Here is a 22,965-nt window from a genome sequence, read left to right on the forward strand (position 1 = left end):
AGGCCACGTAGCGATGGTGGAACGCGGGATGACGGTGCGGGTCGCGAGATGGAGCGCGACGCACCCGTGGCGGGCGATCTGCGGCTGGGTGCTGTTCGTCGTGGTCTGCGTCGGGGTGGGCGCGGTGGCCGGTACGAAGTCGAGCGACTCGGCCATGTCGCCGGGCGAGTCGGGCCGGGCGATCGAGATCGTGGACAGTGGCCGGTTCCATGACCCGGCGATGGAGAACGTGCTGATCAGCGCCCGGTCCGGCGCGTTGGACGAGTCGGCCGCCCGGCGGGCCGCCGCCGATGTGGCCGCCCGGCTCCAGGCCCTGCCGGGGGTGGCGAAGGTGGAGCCGGCCGTGGCGGCGCCGAACGGGTCGGCCCTGCTGGTCCGGGCCGAGATGACGGGAGCGCGCACCGACGCCGGGTCGCAGGTCCAGCCGCTGCTGGACGCGACGGCGGCCACCGCGAAGGCGTACCCGGGGCTGCGGGTCGAGGAGGTCGGGGACGCCTCGATGGACGAGGCTCTCAACAGTCGGATCAAGGGCGACTTCCATCAGGCGGAGCTGATCAGCATCCCGGTCACGCTGGTGATCCTGCTGGTGGCGTTCGGCGCGGTGGTCGCCGCCGGGGTTCCGGTGCTGCTGGCGCTGTCGTCGGTGGGGGCGGCGATCGGGCTGTCGGCGCTGGCCTCGCATCTGGTGCCGACGACCGATGTGCTGAACAGCGTCGTCCTGCTCGTCGGGATGGCGGTCGGGGTCGACTACTCGCTGTTCTATCTGAAGCGGGAGCGCGAGGAGCGGGCCAAGGGGCGCAGCAATATCGACGCGGTCGAGATCGCGGCGGCCACCTCCGGGCACGCGGTCGTGGTCTCGGGCCTCGCGGTCGCGGTCGCCATGTGCGGCATGTACCTGGCGGACGGTGCGACGTTCCACTCGCTGGCGACCGGCTCGATCCTGGTGGTGACGGTCGCGGTGCTCGGCTCGGTCACCGTGCTGCCCGCGCTGCTGGCCAAGCTCGGCCGCCGGCTCGACCGGCCGCGGGTCCCGCTGGTGTGGCGGCTGACCGCCCGCAAGGAGGGCGAGGGCCGGTTCTGGCCGACGGTACTGCGACCCGCGCTGCGGGCCCCGAAGCCGACCCTCGTGGTCTCCGTCGTCGGCCTGCTGGCGCTCGCCGCCCCGGCGCTGGGCATGACGCTGCGGCTGACCGACGACGCCGACCTGCCCCGCTCGATCCCGATCATGCAGAGCTACGACCGGCTGACCGGGGCCTTCCCGAGCACCGGCTCTTCGTTCCGGATCGCGGTCCGCGCACCGGCGAAGGACGCGGCCCAGGTGCGCAAGGCGCTGACCGACCTCGGTCGACGCACCCAGGCCGAGCCGCTGTTCGCCCACGACCAGCCGCCGCAGCCGCAGACCTCGGCGGACCGGACGGTGTCCGTGCTCGACATCGGCGTGCAGTACGCCGTCGGCAGCGACAAGGCCGCCAAGGCGCTCGACGAACTACGGCAACGGCTTGTGCCGTCGGCGCTGGCCGGGCTGCCGGGCGCGCAGTACGCGGTCGGCGGACCGATCGCGACGAACGCCGACTTCACCGCCGACGTGTCCGGAGCGATGCCGTGGACGATCGCCTTCGTTCTCGTGCTCACCTTCGTCGTACTGCTCGCGACCTTCCGGGCACCGGTCATCGCGCTCACCGCGATCGTGCTCAACTCGCTCTCGGCGGGGGCCGCTTACGGGCTGCTCACGCTGGTCTTCCAACACCACTGGGCCGAGGGTCTGTTGGGATTCCGGTCCAACGGCGGGATCGTGACCTGGCTGCCGCTGTTCCTGTTCGTGGTGCTCTTCGGGCTCTCGATGGACTACCACGTCTTCGTGGTGAGCCGGATCCAGGAGGCGGTCCGCGCCGGGGTGCCGACCCGGGAAGCGGTGGCGCGCGGCATCACCGGCTCGGCCTCCACCGTGACCAGCGCCGCCGTGGTCATGGTCGCCGTCTTCTCGATCTTCGGCACGCTGACCACGCTGGACCTCAAGCAGCTCGGCGTCGGACTCGCCACGGCGATCCTGCTGGACGCCACGATCATCCGGGCCGTGGTCCTGCCCGCGGCGATGATCCTGCTCGGCAAGTGGAACTGGTGGACGCCGCGGCCGCTGCGCCGCGAGCCGCACGCGACGGCGGAACCGTTCGCCACCGCCCCCAATGGGCATCGGATCTAGCTCCTAGGAGTGACGATGACCGCGATGAATCTCGCTAGGGTCGGCCGGGTGACGGAGTATTCGAACCGGTGGCGTTCGGGATGGCGCCCGCGGGGTGTCGATGCCGGACTGGTCGCACTGACCCTGTGCGCACCGTTGTTGATGCAGCCGAGTGCCGATCCCTCGGCGCGGGCCTGGTGGTTGCTGCTGGGCACCGAGGTGGTGGCCGCGGTGGCCCTGCCGCTCCGGAGCAAGCTGCCGGTGACGGTGTTCCTGGTGCTCATCGCCACCCTGGTGGCGGCGATCGTCGGGGGTGCGGCCGCAGGTGTGAAGCTGTCCCCGCTGATCTTCCTGTCGCTGGCCGTCGCCCTCTACAGCGTGGGCAGTTACTGCACCAGCTGGGCCCGCACCTGGCTGGTCGTGCTCGGCGGCGGCGCGGTTGTCACCGCCGGAATGTGGATCAACCAGCTGACCGCCGTCTCGGCGCAGTACCGGGGCAGTTCGGATGTGATCGCCGTCCTGGCCCCGATGCCGCTGGCCTGGGCCACCGGGTTCGCCGCCCGCACCCACCGCGCGAACCTCGCGGCGACCGAGCGGCGTGTGGAGGACGTACTGCGCGAGCAGCGGTTGCGCGAACAGCAGGCCGCGCAGCAGGAGCGGGTGCGGATCGCCCGCGAGATGCACGACGTCGTCGCGCATTCGCTCACCCTGCTCGTGGTGCAGGCCGAAACCCTGCGCGCTCGCGGCGGCGAACTCCCGGCCTGGGCGCGTACCCAGATCGACGGACTCGCCGTCGCGGGCCGCCAGGCCGGCGGTGAACTCCGCGACCTGCTGCGGGTGTTGCGCGGCCCCGAGGACGCGGCGCCGCTGGCCCCGATGCCGGGCCTGAGCGATCTGCCCGAACTGCTGGACCGCAGCCGGGCCGCCGGCGCCCAGGTCGCCGGGCGGATCGGGATCGAGGCCGACGCGGGCGCGCTGCCACGGCCGGTGCAACTCACCGCCTACCGCATCGTCCAGGAGTCGCTCACCAACGCCCGCCGCCACTCGCCGGGGGCCCGGGTCCGGGTCCGGGTCGACATCGCCGAGGACGCGGGGCAGTTACGCTGCGAGGTGGTCAACTCCCGCCCCGCCGGGCCCGTAGCGGCCAGTTGGGGCACCGGTCTCGGACTGGTCAGCATGCGCGAACGAGTCGACGCGCTCGGCGGCGAGCTGCGCGCCGGCCCGACCGACGACGGCGGCTTCCAGGTGCTGGCCACCCTGCCGCTGAGCATGGTCCCGCTGGACGTCGCCGGTGTCTGAGCCGATCACCGTGGTCGTCGTGGACGACGAGCCAATCATCCGCGACGGCCTCGCCGCCATCCTGGGCAGCCAGGAAAGCATCGCCATCGTCGGCACCGCCCAGGACGGCGAGGAAGCCGTCGAGGTGTGCGGCCGGCTCAAGCCCGACGTCATCGTGCTGGACATCCGCATGCCGCGCCGCGACGGCCTGTGGGCGCTGGCCGAACTCGGCCGACGCGCCCTGCTCGGCCCCGGCCGCACCCAGGCGCTCATGCTGACCACCTTCGACCTCGACGAATACGTCGACCAGGCGCTCGCCTCCGGTGCCGCCGGCTTCCTGCTGAAGAACAGTTCCTACGAGGAGCTGACCGCCGCCGTGCGGGCCACCGCCGCCGGGCACAGCGCGCTGAGCCCCGCAGTCACCCAGCGGATCATCGCAAGCCACCTCGCCGCCGCCAGGCAGCAGCCCGACAACGGGGACCTGACCCGGCTCGCCGAACTCACACCGCGAGAGCGCGACGTTCTCCGCCTGGTCGGCGACGGGCTCAGCAACGCCGAGATCGCCGACCATCTCGTGGTCAGCCTGCACACGGTGAAGACCCACGTCAGCCGCATGCTGGCGAAAACCGGCTGCCACAGCCGCGCACAGGCCGCCGTGCTGGCCCGCCGCACCCTGAACTGACCGCCCGCCCAAGCCCCGGGGCCGACGCAGTCGGGATTCGCCGGGCAGTTGTTGATCTTGCTCGGGCAAAGGGGTCGTTTATGAGAATCTTTGAGGTGTGGGGTGGCTGCGGGCCGGACAGAGGCCGGGGTGACGCCGCCCACCCGGCCGCCCCATGCGGGGTTCCTCGTGGACGGCGGGTGGGTGCGCGGTAGCCGACCGTACGTCAGAAGGTGATGTCCACCAGAACTTTGCCGACCACGTGGCTCTCGACCGCCCGGTGCGCGTCGGCGGTGCGGTCGAGGGGAAAGCGGATCAGCGGCAGGCCGTGTTCGTGGCCGACCGACAGGGCGCCGTCGCGGAGTGCGGCGGCGACGTCCTGGGAGGCCGCGGCGCGTGCCTCCGGGCCGGCCGTGTAGAGCACCAGGAATTGAAAGCGTGTGTTCAGCACCATGTTCTGCAGCACGTTCAGTTCGACCGGCTTGCCACCGTCGTTGGCATAGGTAGCGATCGTGCCGCGGGTTCGCAGCACAGCCAGGTCCAGTGCGAGGTTCGCGCCCAGCGCAACCTCGGCGACGATGTCGACGCCGTCCGGGGCGATCTTGCGGATCTCGGCGGCCGGGTCGCCCTCGCGATAGTTGATCACATGGTGGGCCCCGGCAGCGGTGGCCAGCCGGGCCTTCTCCGGGCTGCTGACCGTGCTGATCACGGTGGCACCGGCCCATCGGGCGAGCTGGATCACCGCGTGCCCGACCGCTCCGGCCCCGCCCGCGGCGAGCACCACCCTGCCGTCGAGCACGCCGGGCCGCAGTCGGCGCGGACCGTCCTCGGCGACGCTGAGCGCGCGGTGCGCGGTCAGCGCGGGGACGCCGAGTGAGGCGCCGACGTCGAAGCCGGCCTCGTCGGGCAGCTGCACGGCCTGTTCGGCGGGCACGACGGTGAACTCGGCGGCGGTGCCGGTGGGCCGCCCGGCGGCGGCCATGAACAGCCAGACCCGCTGACCGACCCGGCTCTGGTCGACTCCCTCACCGACAGCGTCGACCGTGCCGGCGCCGTCGAGGTGCGGGGTGACCTCCGAGAAGTGCTTGGGGTGGCCGACGCCGGAGCGTGCCTGCCAGTCGGTCGGGTTGACCCCGGACACGGCGACCCGGACGCGAACCTCGCCGGGGCCGGGCGCCGGCAGGTCACGGTCGACGAACTGCAGAACGTCGGGGGCGCCGTTGTCGCGGTAGATGATGGCCTTCATGATCCGTCCTTGGAGCCTGGTAGCGCGGGGTTTCCCGGCGTGGCCTGGCGGTGCGTCAGGGTGTCCGGCGTGTGGTGCGGTCGCGAGCCCGGGTCGCGTTGGTTCCGGTCAGCCGATAGGGCCGTCGTTGGAGCGGGACTCGACGGCATCGAGGGTGGCGAGGGTCGCGGCGTCGAGGGTGATCTCGCTGACCGCGATGTTGGCCTCCAAGTGGGCGGAGTTGGCGGTGCCGGGGATGAGCAGCACGTTCGGGGCGTGGTGCAGCAGCCAGGCAAGGCCGACCTGGGAGGGCGTGGCGCCCAGGGACTCGGCCACGGCGTGCACCGCCGGCTCGTCCGTCGCTTTGGGCAGGCCGGGGAAGACCCCGCCGAGGGGGAAGAACGGCACCCAGGCGATGCCCTCGGCCACGCACAACCCCAGCATGTCCTCGTCGTCGCGGGAGACGAGACTGTACGCGTTCTGCACGCAGACGATGCCGGCCGGCAGGGCGCGGCGCAGGCCGTCGAGGGTGACGCTGCTCAGGCCGATCGCACCGATCTTGCCCTCGTCGCGCAGGGCAGTCATCACCGCGACCTGGTCGTCGAGGTCGACGACCTGATCGCCCTCGGGACGCAGCCCGGGGCCGGTGTCCAGACGGCGGAGGTTGACGACCGCGAGCCGGTCGACGCCGAGGCTGCGCAGGTTGTCCTCGACGCTGGCGCGCAGCTGCTCGGGCCGCTGCGCCAGACGCAACGGCACGCGCCCGCCCGGGTTGGGGTCAGCCCCCACCTTAGTGACCACCAGGACGTTGTCCTCGGGGCGCAGTGCCTCGCGGATCACGGCGTTGGCGAAACCGAAGCCATAGAACTCGGCGGTGTCCACGTGGTCGACGCCCAACTCGACCGCGCGGCGCAGCAGCGCGACGGCCTCGCCGCGGCGGTCGTGCAGCCGCTCAAGCTGCAAGGCACCGTAGCCGACGCGCAAAACGATGCGGCCGGCGAACGAAGCGGTCGCGGTGGTGGTCATGACGCCGTCTCCTCAGTCGGTGATTGCAAGGCGGTGTACAGCAGTTCGGCCTGGTAGAGCGCCATGACCCGGTGGGCGATCGGAGTGGCGCGCTCCCGGGCTCGGGTCGGCTCATGGTGCTCGACCTTGACGAGCCAGGCTGTGACGCAGTCGTGCAGCATCGCGCGCATCCGGTCGGTCATGTCGACGACGATGTCGCGGATGGCCGGGTTGGTGGTCGACTCTCCCCAGGTCTGCACGCCGACCCGAGCCTCGGCCGGGTCGATCGCGGCGATCAAGAGGGAGAGCAGTTCGTCGGGGCCGGGTGGGGCGTCGGCCGCGGCGTACTCGCCGAGGACATCGGCGCGCTTGGCGAGCACCTCGCGGGCGGCGACCCGGACCAGGTCGGCCTTGTTGCGGTAGTGCGCATAGATCGAGCCGGCCGAGAGGCCGGACTCGGCGGTGATGTCGGCGATCGAGGTCCGCTCCAGGCCGTTGCGGCTGAAGCAGCGGACGGCGGCCTCGGCGATCTGAGTACGCCGAAGTTCCTTGCGCGCGTCGGTGAGCCGAGGCACAACACCCCCCACAAAAAGAATTCCTATTCTGCTTATGAGGGACACTAGCAGAACCGCGGTTCTGTTTGCGATGCGTGAGTGTCATACGAGTAGGCCCGGTCATGACGACCGGGCCTCCTCGCGATGGGTTCGTCGGACGGACCGCAGCCGGTCGGTGCGCCGGTTCCGACGTCGAACTTTCCGGATCCCGTTCCGCGGCGGCGCCCCGCTCCGCCCCCTGCGTCGACTCAGCCCAGGGCAGCGCGTGGGCGAGCGCGTCGCCCAGCCCGGTCGGCTTGCCGTCCCGGGAGAGCATGCGGATCAGGTCGTGGCCGCGGACCTCGCCCAGGGTGAGCGACCCGGCCGCGCGGAGCATGTCGCCCCAGTGGGCGCGTATCCGGTCCAGGCGGATGGTGTGGTTCGAGACCGGCTGGAACTGGTGAGGGCCGGCTGGCGCGTCTCGGTGAACACCGTGGCCAGGCCGATGGCCGAACTCGGCCTGGTGGCACGGGTGGTACGGCGCCGGGCCGGGCTGACGCGGCCGGGCAAGCGGCCGGCGGCTCCGGACCGGCTGCGGCGCGACTTCGCCGCTCCCGCACCCGACACGATCCGGGCCGGGGACATGACGGGGATCGAGACCGGTGAGGGCAAGCTCTACCTCGCCACCGTCATCGACCTGTACTCGCGCAGACCGCTCGGCTTCGCGATGAGCGCCCACCACGATGCGGAACTGGTGGTGGCGGCACTGAACATGGCGGCAGCAACGCGCGGCGGGGACGTGTCCGGGGTGACCTTCCATTCGGACAGGGGCAGCGAATACACCTCGAAGCGGTTCGGTGACGTCTGCCGCCACTGCACCGGCACCCGGTTCGCCACCCGCAGCGAGGCCGGCTGAATCGTCTCCACGCTGCGAGGGGATTGACAGTTTCGCACGCAGATCAACGCCGTTGCCGACGCAGGACTCTCACCGACGCATCTGGACTTCCACTGCCTGGCCGTGCGGGAAAGAATTCCAGCGGCATGCGGCGGACGGTAGCCACGCCGCGGCAGCGACCAAGGATCTTCCCGCGAACCCTCGCACCAGGCCGATCCCGTGTGCCGGCCGACCATGATCGTTCTCACCGGGATTTCCTGCACCGCGACTACTCACACCCGGATCTGCGCCCGGTCGGCGACGCCGTCCGCGAGCTGATCACCAGCCGACCGCGCCAGAGGATCCGACGCCCCTCCGCGTTCAGGGCCCGGTCGCGGCGCGCGGTGCCGGAGATGCCGGGACGGCGTAAGCCTGGCCCGCCGGGGCGCGCCGCGGGAGCGATCAGGCGCGGCGGTGCACCAGGCGCCCCGCGCAGACCGTCGCGAGGCACCGCCCGTCCGTGTCGAACACGGCCAGATCCGCGCGCCCCGTCCCGGTGAGCACCGGGCGCCGGGCGGCGGGCGCGGCCGGCAGTACGGTCACGCCCACCCGCGCGGCGGCCGCGCGGAGCGCCGGGTCCTCCGTGACGTACGCGTCGAGCACCGCGACCGCGCCCAGCTTCAGCACGGCGTGGATCCGCTCGCGCGGGCTCGGGGCGTCGGGCAGGGGCCCTTCGTGGACGCGGCCGGGGCCGAGCACACCGGGCCAGGTCCGTACCCGCGCGCCGGGGAACCGTGACCGCAGCTCCTCGTAGCTCCCGACCGCGAGGATCCGGTCCCGGCCGACCACCACCGCGCCGCCCGGGAGCGGCGCGTCGGCGTCGTTCCCGTCGGCCTCGTCGTCCCAGGTGTACCGGAGCACGTCGGCCACGTGCAGGGTCTCCACTCAGCGCCTCACAGAACCCGGTCCGACGACGTCAGTTGGTGGCGATGAGCTTCAGCTCGGGATGGGCCGTGCCGCCCTCGATCGCCGTCGACGAGATGTGCGAGGCGACCCGCTCGTCGACCGGGTCGTTCGCCGGGTCGTCGTGCACCACCAGGTGCTCGTACGTCGTGGCGCGCTGCGCCGGGACGCGGCCCGCCTTGCGGATCAGGTCGATGATCTCCAGCCGGTTCGAGCGGTGCCGGGCACCGGCCGAGGAGACGACGTTCTCCTCCAGCATGATCGACCCGAGGTCGTCCGCACCGTAGTGCAGCGAGAGCTGGCCGACCTCCTTGCCGGTGGTCAGCCACGAACCCTGGATGTGGGCGACGTTGTCGAGGAAGATCCGGGCGATCGCGATCATCCGCAGGTACTCGAAGAGCGTGGCCTGCGTCCGGCCCTTCAGGTGGTTGTTCTCGGGCTGGTAGGTGTACGGGATGAACGCGCGGAAGCCGCCCGTCCGGTCCTGTACGTCGCGGATCATCCGCAGGTGCTCGATGCGCTCGGCGTTGGTCTCGCCCGTGCCCATGAGCATCGTGGACGTGGACTCGACGCCCAGACCGTGCGCCGCCTCCATGATCTCCAGCCAGCGCTCGCCGGACTCCTTGAGCGGCGCGATCGCCTTGCGGGGCCGCGCGGGCAGCAGTTCGGCGCCGGCGCCCGCGAAGGAGTCGAGACCTGCGGCGTGGATGCGCCGGATCGCCTCCTCGACGGAGACCTTGGAGATCCGGGCCATGTGCTCGACCTCGGAGGCACCGAGGGAGTGGATGACGAGCTGCGGGTACGCCTGCTTGATCGCCGCGAAGTGCTTCTCGTAGTACTCGACGCCGTAGTCCGGGTGGTGCCCGCCCTGGAACATGATCTGCGTACCGCCCAGCTCGACGGTCTCCGCGCAGCGGCGCAGGATGTCGTCGAGATCGCGGGTCCACCCCTTGGCGGTGTCCTTGGGCGCGGCATAGAAGGCGCAGAACTTGCACGCCGTCACACAGACGTTGGTGTAGTTGATGTTCCGCTCGATGATGTACGTCGCGATGTGCTCCGTACCCGCGTACCGGCGGCGGCGTACCGCGTCGGCGGCGGCGCCCAGCGCGTGCAGCGGCGCCGAGCGGTAGAGGTCGAGGGCCTCCTCGGGGGTGATGCGCCCACCCGCGGCGGCACGGGCCAGAACGGACGTCAGGTCGGCCTTCTCGGTCACCGGGGCGGGTCCTTCCCAAGGGGTTGTCACGACCGATTCAGCCTACGCCAGTCCCCCTCACTGCTTGGTGAGGGTCCCCGTCGGGGTGCCGGCGGCCTCTTCGGCGGACGCGTAGTCGAGGGTGGTGCCGGAGGCGCGGGTGAAGGTCAGCTCCGCCACGCCGCCCGTGGTGCACAGGTCCTTCGCGCTCCGCTTCGTGGGGTCCGTACGCTCCTCGACGCGCAGTTCGTCGTCGGTGGCGGAGATGAGCTTGCCGACACCGAAGCATTCCACCTTGGCGCCGAGGACCGTGATCCGGCTCGTCGTACGGACGATGTCCTCGCCCGCCGCGCCCTGGACTATCTCCGCGGTGAGCGTGCCGTGCGGCAGTCCGCTGCGCTCGGTGACCGGCCCGCTCCAGGTGCCGACGAAGGTCTTGGGGACCTCGGTGGCGGACCCGCCCTCGCTCCCCTGCTCCGGGCTTCCCTCCGAACTCCCGGGCGTGGTGCCGCTGTCGGAGGGGCTCCGGGGGTCCTTGGTGCCCTCGTTGACTATGTCGTCGCGCATCTGGTCGAAAATCAACGAGCCGAGACCCGAGGCGAGGAGGAGGCCCGTGAGGCCGAGGGCGCCCACCACGACCACGGCGAGGGCGCAGCCCAGTCTGCGGCGGGGGCGGCCGGGCGCGGCGTCGGCGGCGGGCGCGTGCGGGGCGCCCGCGGCCGGGCCGATGCCGCGGACCGGGGCGGTCTGTGTCCGGGCGCCGGCGGTGACCGGAAGGCTCGGCGCGCCGTTCAGGGCCGTCGGCTCGACGGGCGGGCCGAAGGTCCCGAGGGAGGGACCGGCGGGAGAGGCACCGGCCGGTCCGGTGGGCGAGAGGCCGCCGAGGGACGGGTTGCTGAAGGCCACCGGCCCGGTCGGGAGGGAGGCGGACGGCTGTCCGGCGCCCGCCGCCCCGGAGTGGCCGGACGCGGCGGGGCCGTGGACCGATGTCTCCAGGTCCAGCAGCCGCACCACCGACCGGCTGACCTCCTCGACCAGCGGCCCCGGCAGCCAGCCGCCCGCCACCAGCGCCTCCGCGCCGTCGGGGGCGAGGAGCCGGCCGATCTCCGCGGGGGTGGGCCGTCCGGCCGGGTCCTTGTCGAGGCAGCGCACGACGAGATCCCGCAGGTCGCCCCGCAGGTCGTCGAGTTCGGGCTCCTCGTGCACCACCTTGTAGAGCAGCGAGGCCGAGGAGTCGCCGGGGAAGGGGCTGGTGCCCGTCGCGGCGAAGGCGAGGACCGCGCCCAGCGAGAAGACATCGGCCGCGCCGGTGATCTTCCTGCCGAGGATCTGCTCGGGCGACATGTAGCCGGGCGAGCCGACCGAGACGCCCGTCGAGGTGAGCGAGGAGGTGCCGTCGGTGGCCCGCGCGATGCCGAAGTCGATCAGCCGGGGGCCGTCCAGCGCGAGCAGCACGTTCGACGGCTTGACGTCCCGGTGGACCAGGTCCAGGGCGTGGACGGCCGTCAGCGCCTCGGCGAGCCCGGCGCCCAGCGCCCGTACGGAGGACTCCGGCAGCGCTCCGTGGCCGGCGACGGCCTGGGTCAGCGAGGGGCCCGCGACATAGCCCGTGACCACCCAGGGAACGGCCGCCTCCGGGTCCGCGTCCAGCACGGGCGCCGACCAGCGCGGCCCGCCGGGACCGGTGCCGAACAGCCGCGCCGCCTTCACCTCACGGCGGAAGCGGGCCCGGAACTCGTCGTCCGTCGCGAAGTGCGGATGGACGGCCTTGACCGCCACCGTACGGCCGCCGGCCGAGCGCCCGAGAAAGACACGGCCCATCCCGCCGGCGCCCAGGCGCCCGAGCAACCGGTACGGGCCGATCTCCGACGGATCGCCTGTGTCGAGCGGCTGCATGCCCGTCCCCTCTGTCGAAGGCGCGCCCAGTCGAAGGCTCGCCCTTCGTGCTTTTAGGGGGTCAGCCTAGGAGGTCAGGAGTTCGACGTGGACATCGGCGGGGAATCCGGTCGTCGGCCCCGTCCGGCGGGCGAACTCCGAGACACCGGCGAGCTGTTCGGGGCCGAAGCGGAAGTCGAGCGTGGTGAAGTAACGCTCCAGCAGCTCCGCGTCGAAGGCCTCCCAGCGTGCGGCGTGCTTGGCGACCGTGGCCACCTCCGCCAGGGCGAGATCCCGGGACGCCAGGAAGGTCTCGTGGACCTCCCGCACGACCTTCGGCCGGCGCGCCAGGTAGTCCTTGCGCGCCGCCCAGACCGCGAAGACGAACGGCAGCCCGGTCCAGTCCTTCCACATCTGCCCGAGGTCATGGACCTGGAGGCCGAGCCGGGGCGCGTCGTGGAGCGAGGCGCGCAGGGCGGCGTCGCCGATGAGGACGGCCGCCTCGGCCTCCTGCATCATCAGGCCGAGGTCCGGCGGGCACGTGTAGTAGTCGGGCCGTACGCCGTACTGCTCGCTCAGCAGGAGCTCGGCCAGCCGCACCGACGTACGGGACGTGGAGCCGAGGGCGACGCGGGCGCCGTCGAGCTGGTCCAGCGGCACCTGGGAAACGATCACGCAGGACATGACGGGGCCGTCGCAGCCGACCGCGAGATCGGGGAAGGCGACGAGATCGTCGGTGTTGCGGAGGAATTCGACGAGCGTGATGGGGGCGATATCGAGCTCGCCGCGCACCAGCCGTTCACTGAGCTTCTCGGGAGTGTCCTTCGTCAGTTCCAGATCAAGAAGCGTTCCGGTCCTCGCGAGCCCCCAATAGAGGGGCAGGCAGTTCAGGAACTGGATATGGCCGACGCGCGGCCGGGTCCCGTGACCACCGGCGTCGCCCTTTGCTCCGGCGTCACCCTTTGCGCCGTCGCCGCTGTTTGCGCCGCCGTCGCCGTCCGTGTCACCACCGGCCCGGGCTGGCGCTCCCGCCGCCGCCGTCACCGCCGCGGTCGCTTCCCCCGCTGCTTCCGGCGCCGCTTCCGCCGCCGCTTCTGCCGCTGTCTTTTCCTCTGGACTGTCCACAGCGTGAGGCTAGCCCCGGGCCGTCGGGGGAACGGCTCCGGGGGGCGGGAGAGCCGGGCCTGTGTCGTCCCGCCGCGCGGTGCCGGCAGGGGGCCGGCGGGGTGTCGGCGGCCCCTGAATCGTCAGCGCGTCAGGCCCTTATACAAACGTCCGGGTGAAGTGATCTTTCCCTCTACCGCTGCGCACATGCTGCGTGCTAGGCTCGCCGCAAGTTGCAGTTTGGTTTCCCTTGCAGTACAGAGCCTGCGGAGCATGTGACCCGCAGGCTTTTGTAGTTTTCAGACTTCTTTGCAGGTTCTGGAGCAGGGCAACCCTTTGGCCCAAGGAGGGCTTATGGCTACCGGAACCGTCAAGTGGTTCAACGCTGAAAAGGGCTTCGGCTTCATCGCCCAGGACGGCGGCGGCCCGGATGTCTTCGTCCACTATTCCGCGATCAACGCAAGCGGCTTCCGCGCCCTTGAGGAGAACCAGGTAGTGACCTTCGACGTCACGCAGGGTCCGAAGGGCCCGCAGGCGGAGAACGTCACCCCGGCCTAGTTGCCAGGTCCGGCGATCGCGGACGTCTTACACGCAGTAGACGTCTTTACACGCAGTACCCAAGGAGCCCTGCTTCTCCCGCTCAGGCGGGGGAAGGTGGGGCTCCTGCCTTTTCCCGCGCCTACCCGGTCCGCGGCCTGGAATTCCCGAAGATTTAAATAGAACTCCTGTTCACTGACGGTGCCGCTCCTTACAGAACCTTTATGCGTACAGCTCGGCTATCTCCGCCGCGAAGTCCTCGGCGATCGCCGCGCGCCGCAGCTTCAGCGTGGGGGTGAGATGGCCGGCCTCCTCCGTGAAGTCCACGTCGAGGACCCGGAAACGGCGGATGGACTCGGCGCGCGAGACCAGCCGGTTCGCCTCGTCGATCGCCCGCTGGAGCGCGCCGCGCAGCTCCTTGTCGTGGACGAGGGCGGCGAGCGGAGCCCCCTGCTTCCCCCGCATCAGCCGCCAGTGGGCCAGGCCCTCCGGCTCCAGGGTGATCAGGGCGGCGGCGTACGGACGGTTGTCGCCGACCACCAGACACTGGCTGACCAGCGGATGGGCGCGCAGCCAGTCCTCCAGCGGCGCCGGGACGATGTTCTTGCCGCTGGACGTGATGATGACGTCCTTCTTGCGGCCGGTGATCGTCAGATAGCCGCCCTCGTCCAGCGCCCCCAGATCCCCGGTGGCGAACCACCCCTCCGCCGAGCCGGGTCCGGAGCCCGGGCCCGGCTCCGGGACCCGTACGGCCTCACCGCGCTCCGCGTCCCAGTAGCCCGCGAAGACCTGGCCGCCGCGCAGCAGCACCTCCCCGTCGTCCGCGATCCGTACGGACGTCCCCGGCATCGGCAGGCCGACGGTGCCCAGCCGGGGCCGGAGCGGCGGGGTGACGGTCGACGCCGCCGTGGTCTCCGTCAGGCCGTACCCCTCGAAGGTCATGACCCCGGCGCCCGAGTAGAACCCCGCCAGCCTGCGCCCCAGCGGGGAGCCGCCGCAGATCACGTACTTCACCCGCCCGCCCAGGGCCCCGCGGATCCGCCGGTAGACCAGCGGCTCGTAGAGCGTCCGGAGGGCCCGCAGCCCGAGGGACGGGCCGGGGCCCTCGCCGTGGCCGGCCGCCTCGACCGCGGCGCCGTACGCCTCGGCGATCCGCGCCGCGCGGTCGAAGGACGCGCCGCGTCCCATCCGCTCCGCCCGGGCACGGCCGGTGTTGTAGACCTTCTCCAGGACGTACGGGATGGCCAGCAGGAACGTCGGGCGGAACCCCGCGAGGTCCGCGAGCAGGTCCTCGGTCCTGATGGAGGGAGCGTGGCCGAGCCGTACCCGCGCGCGCAGACAGGCGACCGCGACCATCCGGCCGAAGACATGGGAGAGCGGCAGGAAGAGCAGGGTGGAGAGCGTCCCGGACGCGTCCGACGGAGTGTCCGACGGGGTGGAGGAGTCGTGCGGGTCGGATGAGTCGTGCGGGGCTCCGGCGTCGGAGGGGGCGGGCGGCGCGTAACGGGCCTGGCCCGGCGCCTTGAAGACCGGGTGCAGCAGCTCGATCGCGTTGTCCACCTCCGCGAAGAAGTTGCCGTGCGTGAGGACGCAGCCCTTCGGGCGCCCCGTGGTCCCCGAGGTGTAGCCGATGGTCGCGACGGAGTCGGGGCCGAGGGCCGCGCGCCGCGCGGTGACCTCGTCGTCCGGGACCTCCCGCCCCGCCGCGCACAGGGTGTCGACGGCGCCCCTCTCGACGGTCCACAGCCGGGTGAGTCCGGGCAGCCGGTCGCGCTCCTGGCCGATCATGCGCGCCTGGATGCCGTCCTCGACGACGCACGCCACGGCGCCCGAGTCCTGGAGGATCCAGCGCGCCTGGAAGGCCGAGGAGGTCGGGTAGATGGGTACGGTGATCAGCCCGGCGGCCCAGGCGGCGAAGTCGAGGAGCGTCCACTCGTAGGTCGTACGGGACATGATCGCGAGCCGGTCGCCGGGGCGCAGCCCCTCCGCGATCAGCCCCTTGGCGACGGCCAGCACCTCGCCGGCGAAGGCGGCGGCCGTGACGTCCTGCCACGCCGCGCCGCTGCCGGTCCTGCCCCCGCCGGTCCTGCCTCCGCCGGTCCTGCCGCGCGCCGTCGCCGGCTCCGCGTTCCGGGCGGTCGCGGGCCGCTTACGGCTCAGGACGACCGCGTCCGGCGCCTCACGGGCGTTGTCGAAGGGGATACCGGCCAGCGAGCCGCGCCGTACGGGCCGCGCGAGCGGCGGTACGGACACCTCTCTGACGACCCCGTCCTCCCAGGCTTTCACCGGCTCGGGCGACGGATCCGCCGGCGGCGCGGGAAGCGGTGCGGGCGGGGCGGGGCGCATCTCAGCGGGCACGAAGGGGGATCACCTCGACCAGCTCCTGACTCTTCAGTAACCTTACGGATAGTCACCTTACTTAACATTTAAACTATGACCGTCCAGGGAGTCAGGACAATGGCCGATCGCTATCTGCACCTCTCCGGCACAGCACCCGGCCGATTCCTCACCGAAAAACGCGGACTTCCGCTCAGCGCGCCGCCCCGGCTGCTGCCCGCCCTGGTCCGTGGCGTGGTCACCGCGCCGCTCAAGCGCCTGCCGCCGCGCGAGAACGCGTCCCTGCCCGGCACCCGGCTCATCCTCCCGGCCGCCCGGATCGACCCGGGGCGGCTCGCCTCGTACGCGCGGATCTGCGGCTTCCCCCGGGACGGCGCCGTGCCGCTCCCGTATCCGCATGTGCTCGGATTCCCGCTCGCCCTGCGGATCATGACGGAGCACCACTTCCCGCTACCGGTCCTCGGGCTGGTCCACACCTGGATCGAGGTCAGCGGCCGGCGGGCCCTGACGGCCGGCGACCGGCCCGCGCTCACGGTGTACGCGGAGCGGCTGGCGCCGCACCGGCGGGGCACGGAGGTGATCATGGTGACCGAGGCGCGGATCGGTGACGAGCCGGTCTGGATGTCACGCGGCGCCTATCTCGCCCGGCACGGCACCCATACCTCCCACCCCTTCCACGGCGCCCAGCCCTCCCATGGCGCCGCCCCGGCCGACGACGCCCCCGACGCCGCGGCACTGCTGGCCGCGACGGCACGGTGGCGGCTGCCGGCCCGGCTCGGGCGGCGTTACGGTGCCGTGTCGGGCGACCGCAACCCGATCCATCTGCACCCGCTGGCGGCGAAACCGTTCGGCTACCCGCGCGCCGTCGCGCACGGCATGTGGACGTTCGCCCGCTGTGTGGCGGAGGCGGGGACGGGCCGGGGCACGCCCCCGGCGGCCCGCGCGCGGGCCGAGTTCCGGGCGCCGGTGCCGCTGCCGGGCACCGTGACCTACATGTCGAGATCCTCACCCTCGGGTGTCGCCTTCGAACTGCGCGACGGCGCCGGGGCGCGCGTCCATGTCACCGGCGAGCTGTCGCCGGCCAGCGCTCGCCGTCCATGAGCCGGCCGAGGCCCATCCAGGAGAAGTTCATCAGCGTGGCCGCGGCCTCCTTGGCCGAGACGCCGGGCGTCTCGATGGCCCACCCGGCCAGCGACTCCGCGGCCCCCACCAGGGCCTGCGCCAGCCCGGCCAGTTCCCGGTCGGCCGGCGCGCCGCCTCCCGGGCCGGCCCCCCGGCCGGTGTCCGCCTCGCGTGCCGCCGCGCCGATGAGCTGCGTCACGAACGCCACCAGCTCGTCCCGCACCTTCGCCGCCTCCCTCGCGAACGGCTCCCCGTGCGTGCGTGCCTGACGGTGCAGTACGGACCAGCCGTCCGGGTGCTCCGTCGTGTGCGCGAAGAACGCCCCCAGCCCGGAGCGCAGTTGGAGGTCGGCCGACACCCCCGGCTGGACGCCCGCGGTGACCGCTTCGAGCAGCGCGGCGGCCTCGCGGCGGATACAGGCGATGAAGAGCTCCTCCTTGGAGTTCAGATACAGATAGACCAACGGCTTGGACACGCCGGCCACTTCGGCGATGTCGTCCATCGAGGCGGCACGGTACCCACGCCGCCCGAAGGTCCGTACGGCGGCGTCCATCATCATCCGCTCCCGCACCGCGCGCGGCATCCGCCTGCCGGACCGCCCGTTCCCGGCGCCCTCCGCGGCGCCCCTGTCCCCTGCCGCTCCCGTATCCCCTATGACCTCCGCGGTCCCCGCGGTCCCCACCGTCCCCACGGCTTCCGCGACTTCCGTAGCCCCCGCGGCCCCTGCCGCACCACCCGCAGCCACTCCTGACTCCCTCTTCCCGCCCCCACCAGTTCTGCTTGCCGGGCCCACCCTATGGCCCGTCAGGGGCCCGGCAGTCCGGAGCGGCTACTCGTTGTGCAGCACCCGGGCGATCGTGAGGCGGGCCGCCGACCGCGCCGGGACCAGCGCGCCGAGCACGGCGATCGTGACGCCCGCCAGGGCCAGTCCGGTCAACTGCGGTACGTGCCACACGTTCTTCATGGACTCCGGGAACGCGATGATCCCGACGTTGTCCACGACCAGCCGGTGCGCCACGATCCCGAGGGGGATGCCGAGCAGCCCGCCTGCCGCGCCCGGCCCGGCGACCGATGTCACCGTCATCAGTACCGTCTGGCGCGGCGTCATCCCGATCGATTTGAGCATGCCCAGGTCGCGCCGCCGTTCCCGGGTGCTGAGGAGGACGGTGTTGAAGACGCCGAGCGCCGCGACGACGGTCAGCAGCACGGTGAACACCGTCGAGAAGGTGATGACGGCCACGACGGGGCCGGCGCTCGCGGTGAGCGGCGACGGGCGGAGCGCCGGATCGATCGCCCGGACGGCCTTGAGGTACGACCGGGTGTCGGTACCGGGAGCCAGCTGGACCGTGTAGCCGACGACCGGGGTGTCCGGGGCCAGTTCGGCCATGGTGCGCCGGCTCGCCTCCATGGACCGGGCATTGCCGTCGATGAGTTTGCCGACCACGGTCACGGGCAGCTGTCTGCCGTTCAGGTCCAGGATGGTCCGGTCGCCGACCGCGAGCCCGTTCTGCTTCAGGAACGCCGGCCCGGCCGCGATCTCGCGCGGCCCGCCCGGCCAGTGCCCCTGGACGATCCGTTCGGCGAGGGGCCGGGTGTCCCCCCAGTAGAAGTCGAGGAACGGCGTGGCGGTGCTGCTGCCCGTGAGGCGCGCCTTGGTGAGCGCGCGGACGGTGATCCGGTCGGTGCCGGGCAGCGCGCGCAGCCGCGCCTCGATCCGGCGGTCGTCGAGCTTCTGCGCCGCCCCGCCTGCCCCGGGGTCCGCCATCTCCACCCCGACCCGGTCGGCGCCGTCGCCCCGGGCCCCGCCCGCGTACGCGACCATCGTGCTGGTCAGGCCGGTGGTCAGGGTCACGGTGGTGACCCCGAGGACGATCGCCGCCATGGTCAGCAGCGTCCGGCCCGGCCGGGCGAACGGCTGGCCGAGCCCCAGGCTCACCGGGCGCGGCAGCCGCGTACCGCCGAGCCACCGCTGCACCCGCAGACCGCGCCCGGTCCGTGGTGCGCTGCCCGCGCTGATCGCCTGCGCGGCGGGCAGCCGGTGAGCGCGCAGCGCGGGAACCAGCGCGGCGAGTACGACGAGCGCGGGCATGCCGAGCAGACAGCCGGCGGAGAGCCAGGGGCTGACGCCGATGGAAGCGGTGCCGATCTCGATGCCCCTGAAGGCCAGCCCCAGGATGGGCCGCGCCAGCACACTGCCGAGCACGGTGCCGAGGACGCAGCCGGCGACCGCGGGCACGGACACCATCGTCAGGTAGACGGCGACGACCTGGTTCGGCGTGAACCCGAGGGCTTTCAGCACGCCGATGTGCCGGTACCCGGAGACCACCGCTCCGCTGACCACGTTCCCGACGATCAGGAGCGAGACCAGCAGTCCGAGCACCCCGAAGAACGTCATGAACGGGAGGTACGCGTCGGCCTGCGCGGAGAAGGCCTGCTTGAGGGTGAGGTACGACTGCGTCCCGGTCAGCGCGCCGTCGGGCAGCCCAGCGGTCGCGGTGTCCAGAGCGGCCCGCAGCCCCGCCTCCGTCCCCGTCCGCGCATCCGGGAAGCGGTAGAGCATCTGGGCCGAGGCCGGGTGCAGCGCGGCCATCTGCCCGGGCGAGACCCAGCCACCGGCGGACCTGCTCATACTGCTGGCGAAGCCGACGACGGTGAGCGTCGGGGCCCCGGGACTCTTCAGCTCGGTCCCCAGCATGTCCGAGCCGGGCGTGCCCTGGACGGCCCAGTCGACGACGAGTTCCCCGGGCGCGGTGGCCCAGCGTCCGCTCAGCAGCCGGATCCGGTCCACGGGCCCCGCCGGGGCGGCCCGGCCCACCACGGTGAGGGGACCGGACGGCCGCCCCAGCCAGCCGTCCGGCACTTGGAGGGCGGTCTGCCCGAACGGCCCGGCGGCCGCGGCGACCCCGGGCCGCCCGGCGGTCCGCGCGAGCTGCTCGTCGGAGACCTTCGCGGCGTCGAAGCTCGCCACCGCGTGGGCTCCGCGCTGCTCGGCGAAGGCCCGGTCGAAGGGGGCGGAGGCGGCGTCGAGGACGGCCAGCGCCAGCAGCACGGTCACGGTGGAGCACAGGACGACGAGACCGATGACGAAGGTCTGGAGCCCGCGGCGCCGCACGGCGCCGCGCGAAGCCCGCCATACGGCGCTCATACGGTCGGCTCCAGCGCGCTCGTACGGGCCACCCGGCCGTCGGCCATCTCGACCAGGCGACTGGCACAGCGCGTGGCGAGCCGCGGGTCGTGGGTGACGATCAGCAGGGTCTGGCCGATCTGGTTGAGGTCGATCAGCAGGTCCATCACCTGCTCGCCGGAGCGGCTGTCGAGGGCGCCGGTCGGCTCGTCGGCCAGGAGCAGCGCCGGACGGTTCATCAGCGCCCTGGCCACGGAGACGCGCTGGCGCTCGCCGCCGCTGAGGGCGGCCGGATAGCTGTTCCTGCGGTCGGCGACGCCCAGTTCGTCGAGGAGTTCCAGCGCGCGCAGCCGGGCCTGCCGGGCCGGGGTGCCGGTCAGCTGGGCGGCCAGCGCCACGTTGTCGAGCGCCAGCAGGTCGTCGATGAGATTGAAGAACTGGAAGATCATCCCGATGTGCTGCCGCCGGAACAGCGCGAGCCCGGTCTCGTTCAGCTCCCCCAGGTCCTGGCCGTTGACCTCGACCGTGCCCGAGGTGGGGCGGTCGAGGCCGGCGACCAGGTTGAGCAGGGTGGATTTGCCGCAGCCGGAGGGCCCCATCACGGCGACCGCGTCCCCCGCCCGTATCTCCACCGACATCCCGTCCAGGGCCCTGGCCTCGCCGTACTCCTTGCGCACGCCGTCCAGGCGTACGACGATCCGCGGCGGGCTGCCGTCATCAGTTGTCATGGCACGAACCTAGAAGGGCCGTCCGTGCCCGGCGTCACGCGCGGGATGTATCCGTTCCGGGCCGTCATCCGGGCGATGTACGGAGCTGCGTCCGGAGAATGACGCGGAACGCGGCGGGCGCTGTGAAGCTGGGGGCGTCGGGACCGGCGGGGCGGAGGGCAGCGGTGGGGAGTTCAGCGGTGGTGGGATGGCTGACCGCGGCCCTGGTGGCGGCGTGCGCGGCCGCGGGGTGGCTGGCGGTGCTGCTGGCGCGCGCCCGGCGGGCGCACCGGGCGGCGGTGGAGGAGCGGGGCTGGCTGCTGGAGCGGGAACGGGAGAGCGCGGCGCGTACCGCGGTCGACGCGGAGCGGTCCCGGATCGCGGCGGAGCTGCACGACATCGTCAGCCACAACGTGAGCCTGATGGTCGTCCAGGCCGGGGCGGCCCGCGAGGTGCTGGCCACGCTGCCCGACGAGGCCGCGACCGCGATGGCCGCTGTCGAGACCGCCGGGCGGGACGCGATGACCGAACTGCGCCATCTGCTCGGCCTGCTGGCCCCCGCGCAGAACGGCGAGGACGCGCCGTACAGCACGTCTTACGCCGCGGGTCCGGGCGCCGTGGATCCGTACGGTACGGTCCTGGCGCCGCAGCCGAGCCTGCGCCGGCTCAGCCCGCTGATCGACCGGGTCTCCTTCGCCGGACTCTCCGTGGAGGTACGGATCTCCGGGGAGCCGCGTCCGCTGCCGGCCGGTGTCGACGCCACCGCCTTCCGGATCATCCAGGAGGCGCTGACCAACGCGCTCAAACACGGGGACGGGGTGAAGGCCGAGGTGACGGTGCGGTACGCGGAGCGCAGTCTGCGGGTCGAGGTGCTGAACAGCGGGCCGAGCACGCTCTCCGGCGGCGGCCCGGCCCCCGTCCCCGGTGACCGGCCGGGTCCGGCGGCGCGGCATGCGGCGCGGCCGGCCGACGGGACGGGCCGGGGGCTGATCGGGCTGCGGGAGCGGGTGGCCGTCTACGGCGGCGACCTGGACGCCCGGCGCCGGCTCGGCGGGGGCTACCGCGTCCGCGCCCGGATCCCGCTGGACCGGCCGTGACGGCGCCGGCCGCGACACCACCGGCCGGGCGCGGCCCCCGGGTGGTGATCGCCGACGACCAGGAGCTGGTCCGTACCGGCTTCTGTCTGATCCTGCGGGCGCGCGGCATCGATGTCGTCGGCGAGGCGGGCGACGGGGCCGAGGCGGTGGCGGCGGTGTCCGAGCTGCGGCCCGACGTCGTGCTGATGGACATCCGGATGCCCGTGATGGACGGTCTGGAGGCGGCCCGGCGGGTGCTCGCCCGGGCCCCGGAGTGCCGGGTGATCATGCTGACCACGTTCGACCTCGACCACTACGTGTACGCCGCCCTCGCCGCCGGTGCCAGCGGCTTCCTCCTCAAGGACGTCACCCCGGCGCATCTCGCCGCCGCCGTGCGTCTCGTCGACACGGGCGACGCGCTGCTCGCGCCGTCGATCACCCGCCGTCTGGTGGAGCGCTTCGCGTCCGGCGCCCCGGCGCCGGGCCCCCGGGAGCCCCGCCATGACCGCAGAGCGGCCCACGGCGGCCACGCCCCGGCCGTGCACCGTGATCTCGCCGCGCTGACGCCCCGCGAGCACGAGGTGCTGACACTGCTGGGGCGGGGGCTCTCCAACGCCGAACTGGCGCGGGCCCTGACGCTCAGCGAGGCGACGGTGAAGACCCATGTGGCCCGGATCTTCGCCAAGCTGGCCCTGCGGGACCGGGCCCAGGCGGTCGTCCTCGCCTACGAGACGGGACTTGTCGCCCCCGGCGACCATGACCCGCCCTCCTGGGCGGGCGCGTAGGACCTGTCGCTGCCGCCGCTACGACTGGGACTGGACGGCGGCGCCGTCCTCCTGCGACCGGTTGGCCTCCAGCCGGGCCTTCGCGGTGCCGACCTTGTCGACGATCTGCTCGGACATGGCGTCACGCTGCTTGCGCAGCAGCACGAAGCTGAGCGGCGCCGAGATGACGATCGCGAGCAGCAGCACCCAGATGAAGTTCGAGTCCCCGAGCCCCTTGGGCAGCACGCCGACCTGGACCAGTCCGGCGACGACGACGAAGCTTCCGACGAAGATGCCCAGGCGCATCGCGGTGTACCGGAGGGTGGCGCCTGTCTTCACAGCGGTCACGGCGGGCCTTCTCTCTCTTCCTGGATGTGCGGATGTGGGGATGTGGGGATGCTCGAATGTC

At 72.6% G+C, this 22,965-nt stretch carries 20 protein-coding genes and 1 pseudogene; 8 read left to right on the forward strand and 13 right to left on the reverse strand.

Going from position 1 to position 22,965, the window contains the following annotated elements; all coding sequences use genetic code 11:
- Positions 1–13 precede the first annotated feature (13 nt).
- From AB0P17_RS26450 to AB0P17_RS26460, 3 genes are read left to right on the forward strand one after another with little or no spacing between them, the layout of a single operon-like run.
- Positions 14–2,200, forward strand: a complete 2,187-nt coding sequence (locus AB0P17_RS26450; RefSeq protein ID WP_365814417.1) for an MMPL family transporter — start codon at positions 14–16, stop codon at positions 2,198–2,200.
- Positions 2,201–2,224: 24 nt separating this feature from the next.
- The gene (locus tag AB0P17_RS26455; RefSeq protein ID WP_365814418.1) at positions 2,225–3,478 is read left to right on the forward strand and encodes a histidine kinase; all 1,254 of its coding nucleotides are present in this window, start codon (positions 2,225–2,227) and stop codon (positions 3,476–3,478) included.
- Positions 3,471–4,139 carry a response regulator transcription factor gene (locus AB0P17_RS26460; protein ID WP_365814419.1) on the forward strand — a complete coding sequence of 223 codons (669 nt, stop codon included), beginning with the start codon at positions 3,471–3,473 and terminating at the stop codon, positions 4,137–4,139. The genes AB0P17_RS26455 and AB0P17_RS26460 overlap by 8 nt, the downstream gene beginning before the upstream one ends.
- A gap of 205 nt (positions 4,140–4,344) precedes the next feature.
- Here the strand turns inward: AB0P17_RS26460 and AB0P17_RS26465 are convergent, their stop codons facing one another.
- The 4 genes and pseudogenes from AB0P17_RS26465 to AB0P17_RS26480 all read right to left on the reverse strand — a co-directional run.
- On the reverse strand, positions 4,345–5,364 hold the full coding sequence (locus AB0P17_RS26465) for an NADPH:quinone reductase (protein WP_365814420.1): 1,020 nt from the start codon (positions 5,362–5,364) through the stop codon (positions 4,345–4,347).
- A gap of 108 nt (positions 5,365–5,472) precedes the next feature.
- The gene (locus AB0P17_RS26470) at positions 5,473–6,369 is read right to left on the reverse strand and encodes an aldo/keto reductase (RefSeq protein WP_365814421.1); all 897 of its coding nucleotides are present in this window, start codon (positions 6,367–6,369) and stop codon (positions 5,473–5,475) included.
- Positions 6,366–6,923, reverse strand: coding sequence for a TetR family transcriptional regulator (locus AB0P17_RS26475; protein WP_365814422.1), 558 nt, complete (start codon positions 6,921–6,923; stop codon positions 6,366–6,368). Before AB0P17_RS26475 ends, AB0P17_RS26470 begins: the two co-directional genes overlap by 4 nt.
- A gap of 304 nt (positions 6,924–7,227) precedes the next feature.
- A pseudogene (locus AB0P17_RS26480) lies at positions 7,228–7,314 on the reverse strand (hypothetical protein); the annotation flags it as partial.
- A 72-nt stretch (positions 7,315–7,386) separates the two neighbouring features.
- Between AB0P17_RS26480 and AB0P17_RS26485 the strand changes: the two are divergent.
- On the forward strand, positions 7,387–7,797 hold the full coding sequence (locus AB0P17_RS26485) for a DDE-type integrase/transposase/recombinase (protein WP_365814462.1): 411 nt from the start codon (positions 7,387–7,389) through the stop codon (positions 7,795–7,797).
- A gap of 420 nt (positions 7,798–8,217) precedes the next feature.
- Here the strand turns inward: AB0P17_RS26485 and AB0P17_RS26490 are convergent, their stop codons facing one another.
- The 4 genes from AB0P17_RS26490 to AB0P17_RS26505 all read right to left on the reverse strand — a co-directional run bounded on the left by AB0P17_RS26490 (position 8,218) and on the right by AB0P17_RS26505 (position 12,685).
- Complete coding sequence (locus tag AB0P17_RS26490; protein ID WP_365814423.1) at positions 8,218–8,700, reverse strand: hypothetical protein; 483 nt, start codon at positions 8,698–8,700, stop codon at positions 8,218–8,220.
- A 31-nt stretch (positions 8,701–8,731) separates the two neighbouring features.
- Positions 8,732–9,931: a cyclic dehypoxanthinyl futalosine synthase gene (gene mqnC / locus AB0P17_RS26495; RefSeq protein WP_365814424.1), complete on the reverse strand. Its 1,200-nt coding sequence runs from the start codon at positions 9,929–9,931 to the stop codon at positions 8,732–8,734.
- Between the two features lie 57 nt (positions 9,932–9,988).
- On the reverse strand, positions 9,989–11,806 hold the full coding sequence (locus AB0P17_RS26500; RefSeq protein ID WP_365814425.1) for a serine/threonine-protein kinase: 1,818 nt from the start codon (positions 11,804–11,806) through the stop codon (positions 9,989–9,991).
- Between the two features lie 66 nt (positions 11,807–11,872).
- Positions 11,873–12,685, reverse strand: coding sequence for a menaquinone biosynthesis protein (locus tag AB0P17_RS26505; protein WP_365814463.1), 813 nt, complete (start codon positions 12,683–12,685; stop codon positions 11,873–11,875).
- A 558-nt stretch (positions 12,686–13,243) separates the two neighbouring features.
- Here AB0P17_RS26505 and AB0P17_RS26510 point away from each other — a divergent pair.
- Positions 13,244–13,447 carry a cold-shock protein gene (locus AB0P17_RS26510; RefSeq protein WP_365814426.1) on the forward strand — a complete coding sequence of 68 codons (204 nt, stop codon included), beginning with the start codon at positions 13,244–13,246 and terminating at the stop codon, positions 13,445–13,447.
- Between the two features lie 201 nt (positions 13,448–13,648).
- On the opposite strand, the gene AB0P17_RS26515 is transcribed toward AB0P17_RS26510, so the two are convergent.
- Positions 13,649–15,772: an AMP-dependent synthetase/ligase gene (locus AB0P17_RS26515; protein ID WP_365814464.1), complete on the reverse strand. Its 2,124-nt coding sequence runs from the start codon at positions 15,770–15,772 to the stop codon at positions 13,649–13,651.
- Between the two features lie 87 nt (positions 15,773–15,859).
- On the opposite strand from AB0P17_RS26515, the gene AB0P17_RS26520 reads away from it, so the two are divergent.
- Positions 15,860–16,864, forward strand: a complete 1,005-nt coding sequence (locus AB0P17_RS26520; RefSeq protein WP_365814427.1) for a MaoC/PaaZ C-terminal domain-containing protein — start codon at positions 15,860–15,862, stop codon at positions 16,862–16,864.
- On the opposite strand, the gene AB0P17_RS26525 is transcribed toward AB0P17_RS26520, so the two are convergent.
- The 3 genes from AB0P17_RS26525 to AB0P17_RS26535 form a co-directional block, all read right to left on the reverse strand.
- Entirely contained in the window at positions 16,824–17,468 is a 645-nt protein-coding gene (locus AB0P17_RS26525) for a helix-turn-helix domain-containing protein (RefSeq protein WP_365814465.1), read from the reverse strand. The two genes, AB0P17_RS26520 and AB0P17_RS26525, sit on opposite strands and share 41 nt — an antisense overlap.
- A gap of 246 nt (positions 17,469–17,714) precedes the next feature.
- On the reverse strand, positions 17,715–20,030 hold the full coding sequence (locus tag AB0P17_RS26530; RefSeq protein ID WP_365814428.1) for an FtsX-like permease family protein: 2,316 nt from the start codon (positions 20,028–20,030) through the stop codon (positions 17,715–17,717).
- Positions 20,027–20,737 (reverse strand): ABC transporter ATP-binding protein, encoded by a 711-nt coding sequence (locus tag AB0P17_RS26535; protein WP_365814429.1) that lies wholly within the window; start codon positions 20,735–20,737, stop codon positions 20,027–20,029. Before AB0P17_RS26535 ends, AB0P17_RS26530 begins: the two co-directional genes overlap by 4 nt.
- 179 nt (positions 20,738–20,916) lie before the next feature.
- Here AB0P17_RS26535 and AB0P17_RS26540 point away from each other — a divergent pair, with 179 nt between their 5' ends.
- Together AB0P17_RS26540 and AB0P17_RS26545 are read left to right on the forward strand one after the other, a co-directional pair.
- Complete coding sequence (locus AB0P17_RS26540; RefSeq protein ID WP_365814430.1) at positions 20,917–21,813, forward strand: histidine kinase; 897 nt, start codon at positions 20,917–20,919, stop codon at positions 21,811–21,813.
- Positions 21,810–22,577 carry a response regulator transcription factor gene (locus AB0P17_RS26545; RefSeq protein ID WP_365814431.1) on the forward strand — a complete coding sequence of 256 codons (768 nt, stop codon included), beginning with the start codon at positions 21,810–21,812 and terminating at the stop codon, positions 22,575–22,577. The genes AB0P17_RS26540 and AB0P17_RS26545 overlap by 4 nt, the downstream gene beginning before the upstream one ends.
- Before the next feature lie 18 nt (positions 22,578–22,595).
- On the opposite strand, the gene AB0P17_RS26550 is transcribed toward AB0P17_RS26545, so the two are convergent.
- Entirely contained in the window at positions 22,596–22,904 is a 309-nt protein-coding gene (locus AB0P17_RS26550; protein WP_365814432.1) for a DUF4229 domain-containing protein, read from the reverse strand.
- Between the last annotated feature and the right edge of the window lie 61 nt (positions 22,905–22,965).

Source organism: Streptomyces sp. NPDC088124, from assembly GCF_040685895.1.
Taxonomy (GTDB): Bacteria; Actinomycetota; Actinomycetes; order Streptomycetales; family Streptomycetaceae; genus Streptomyces.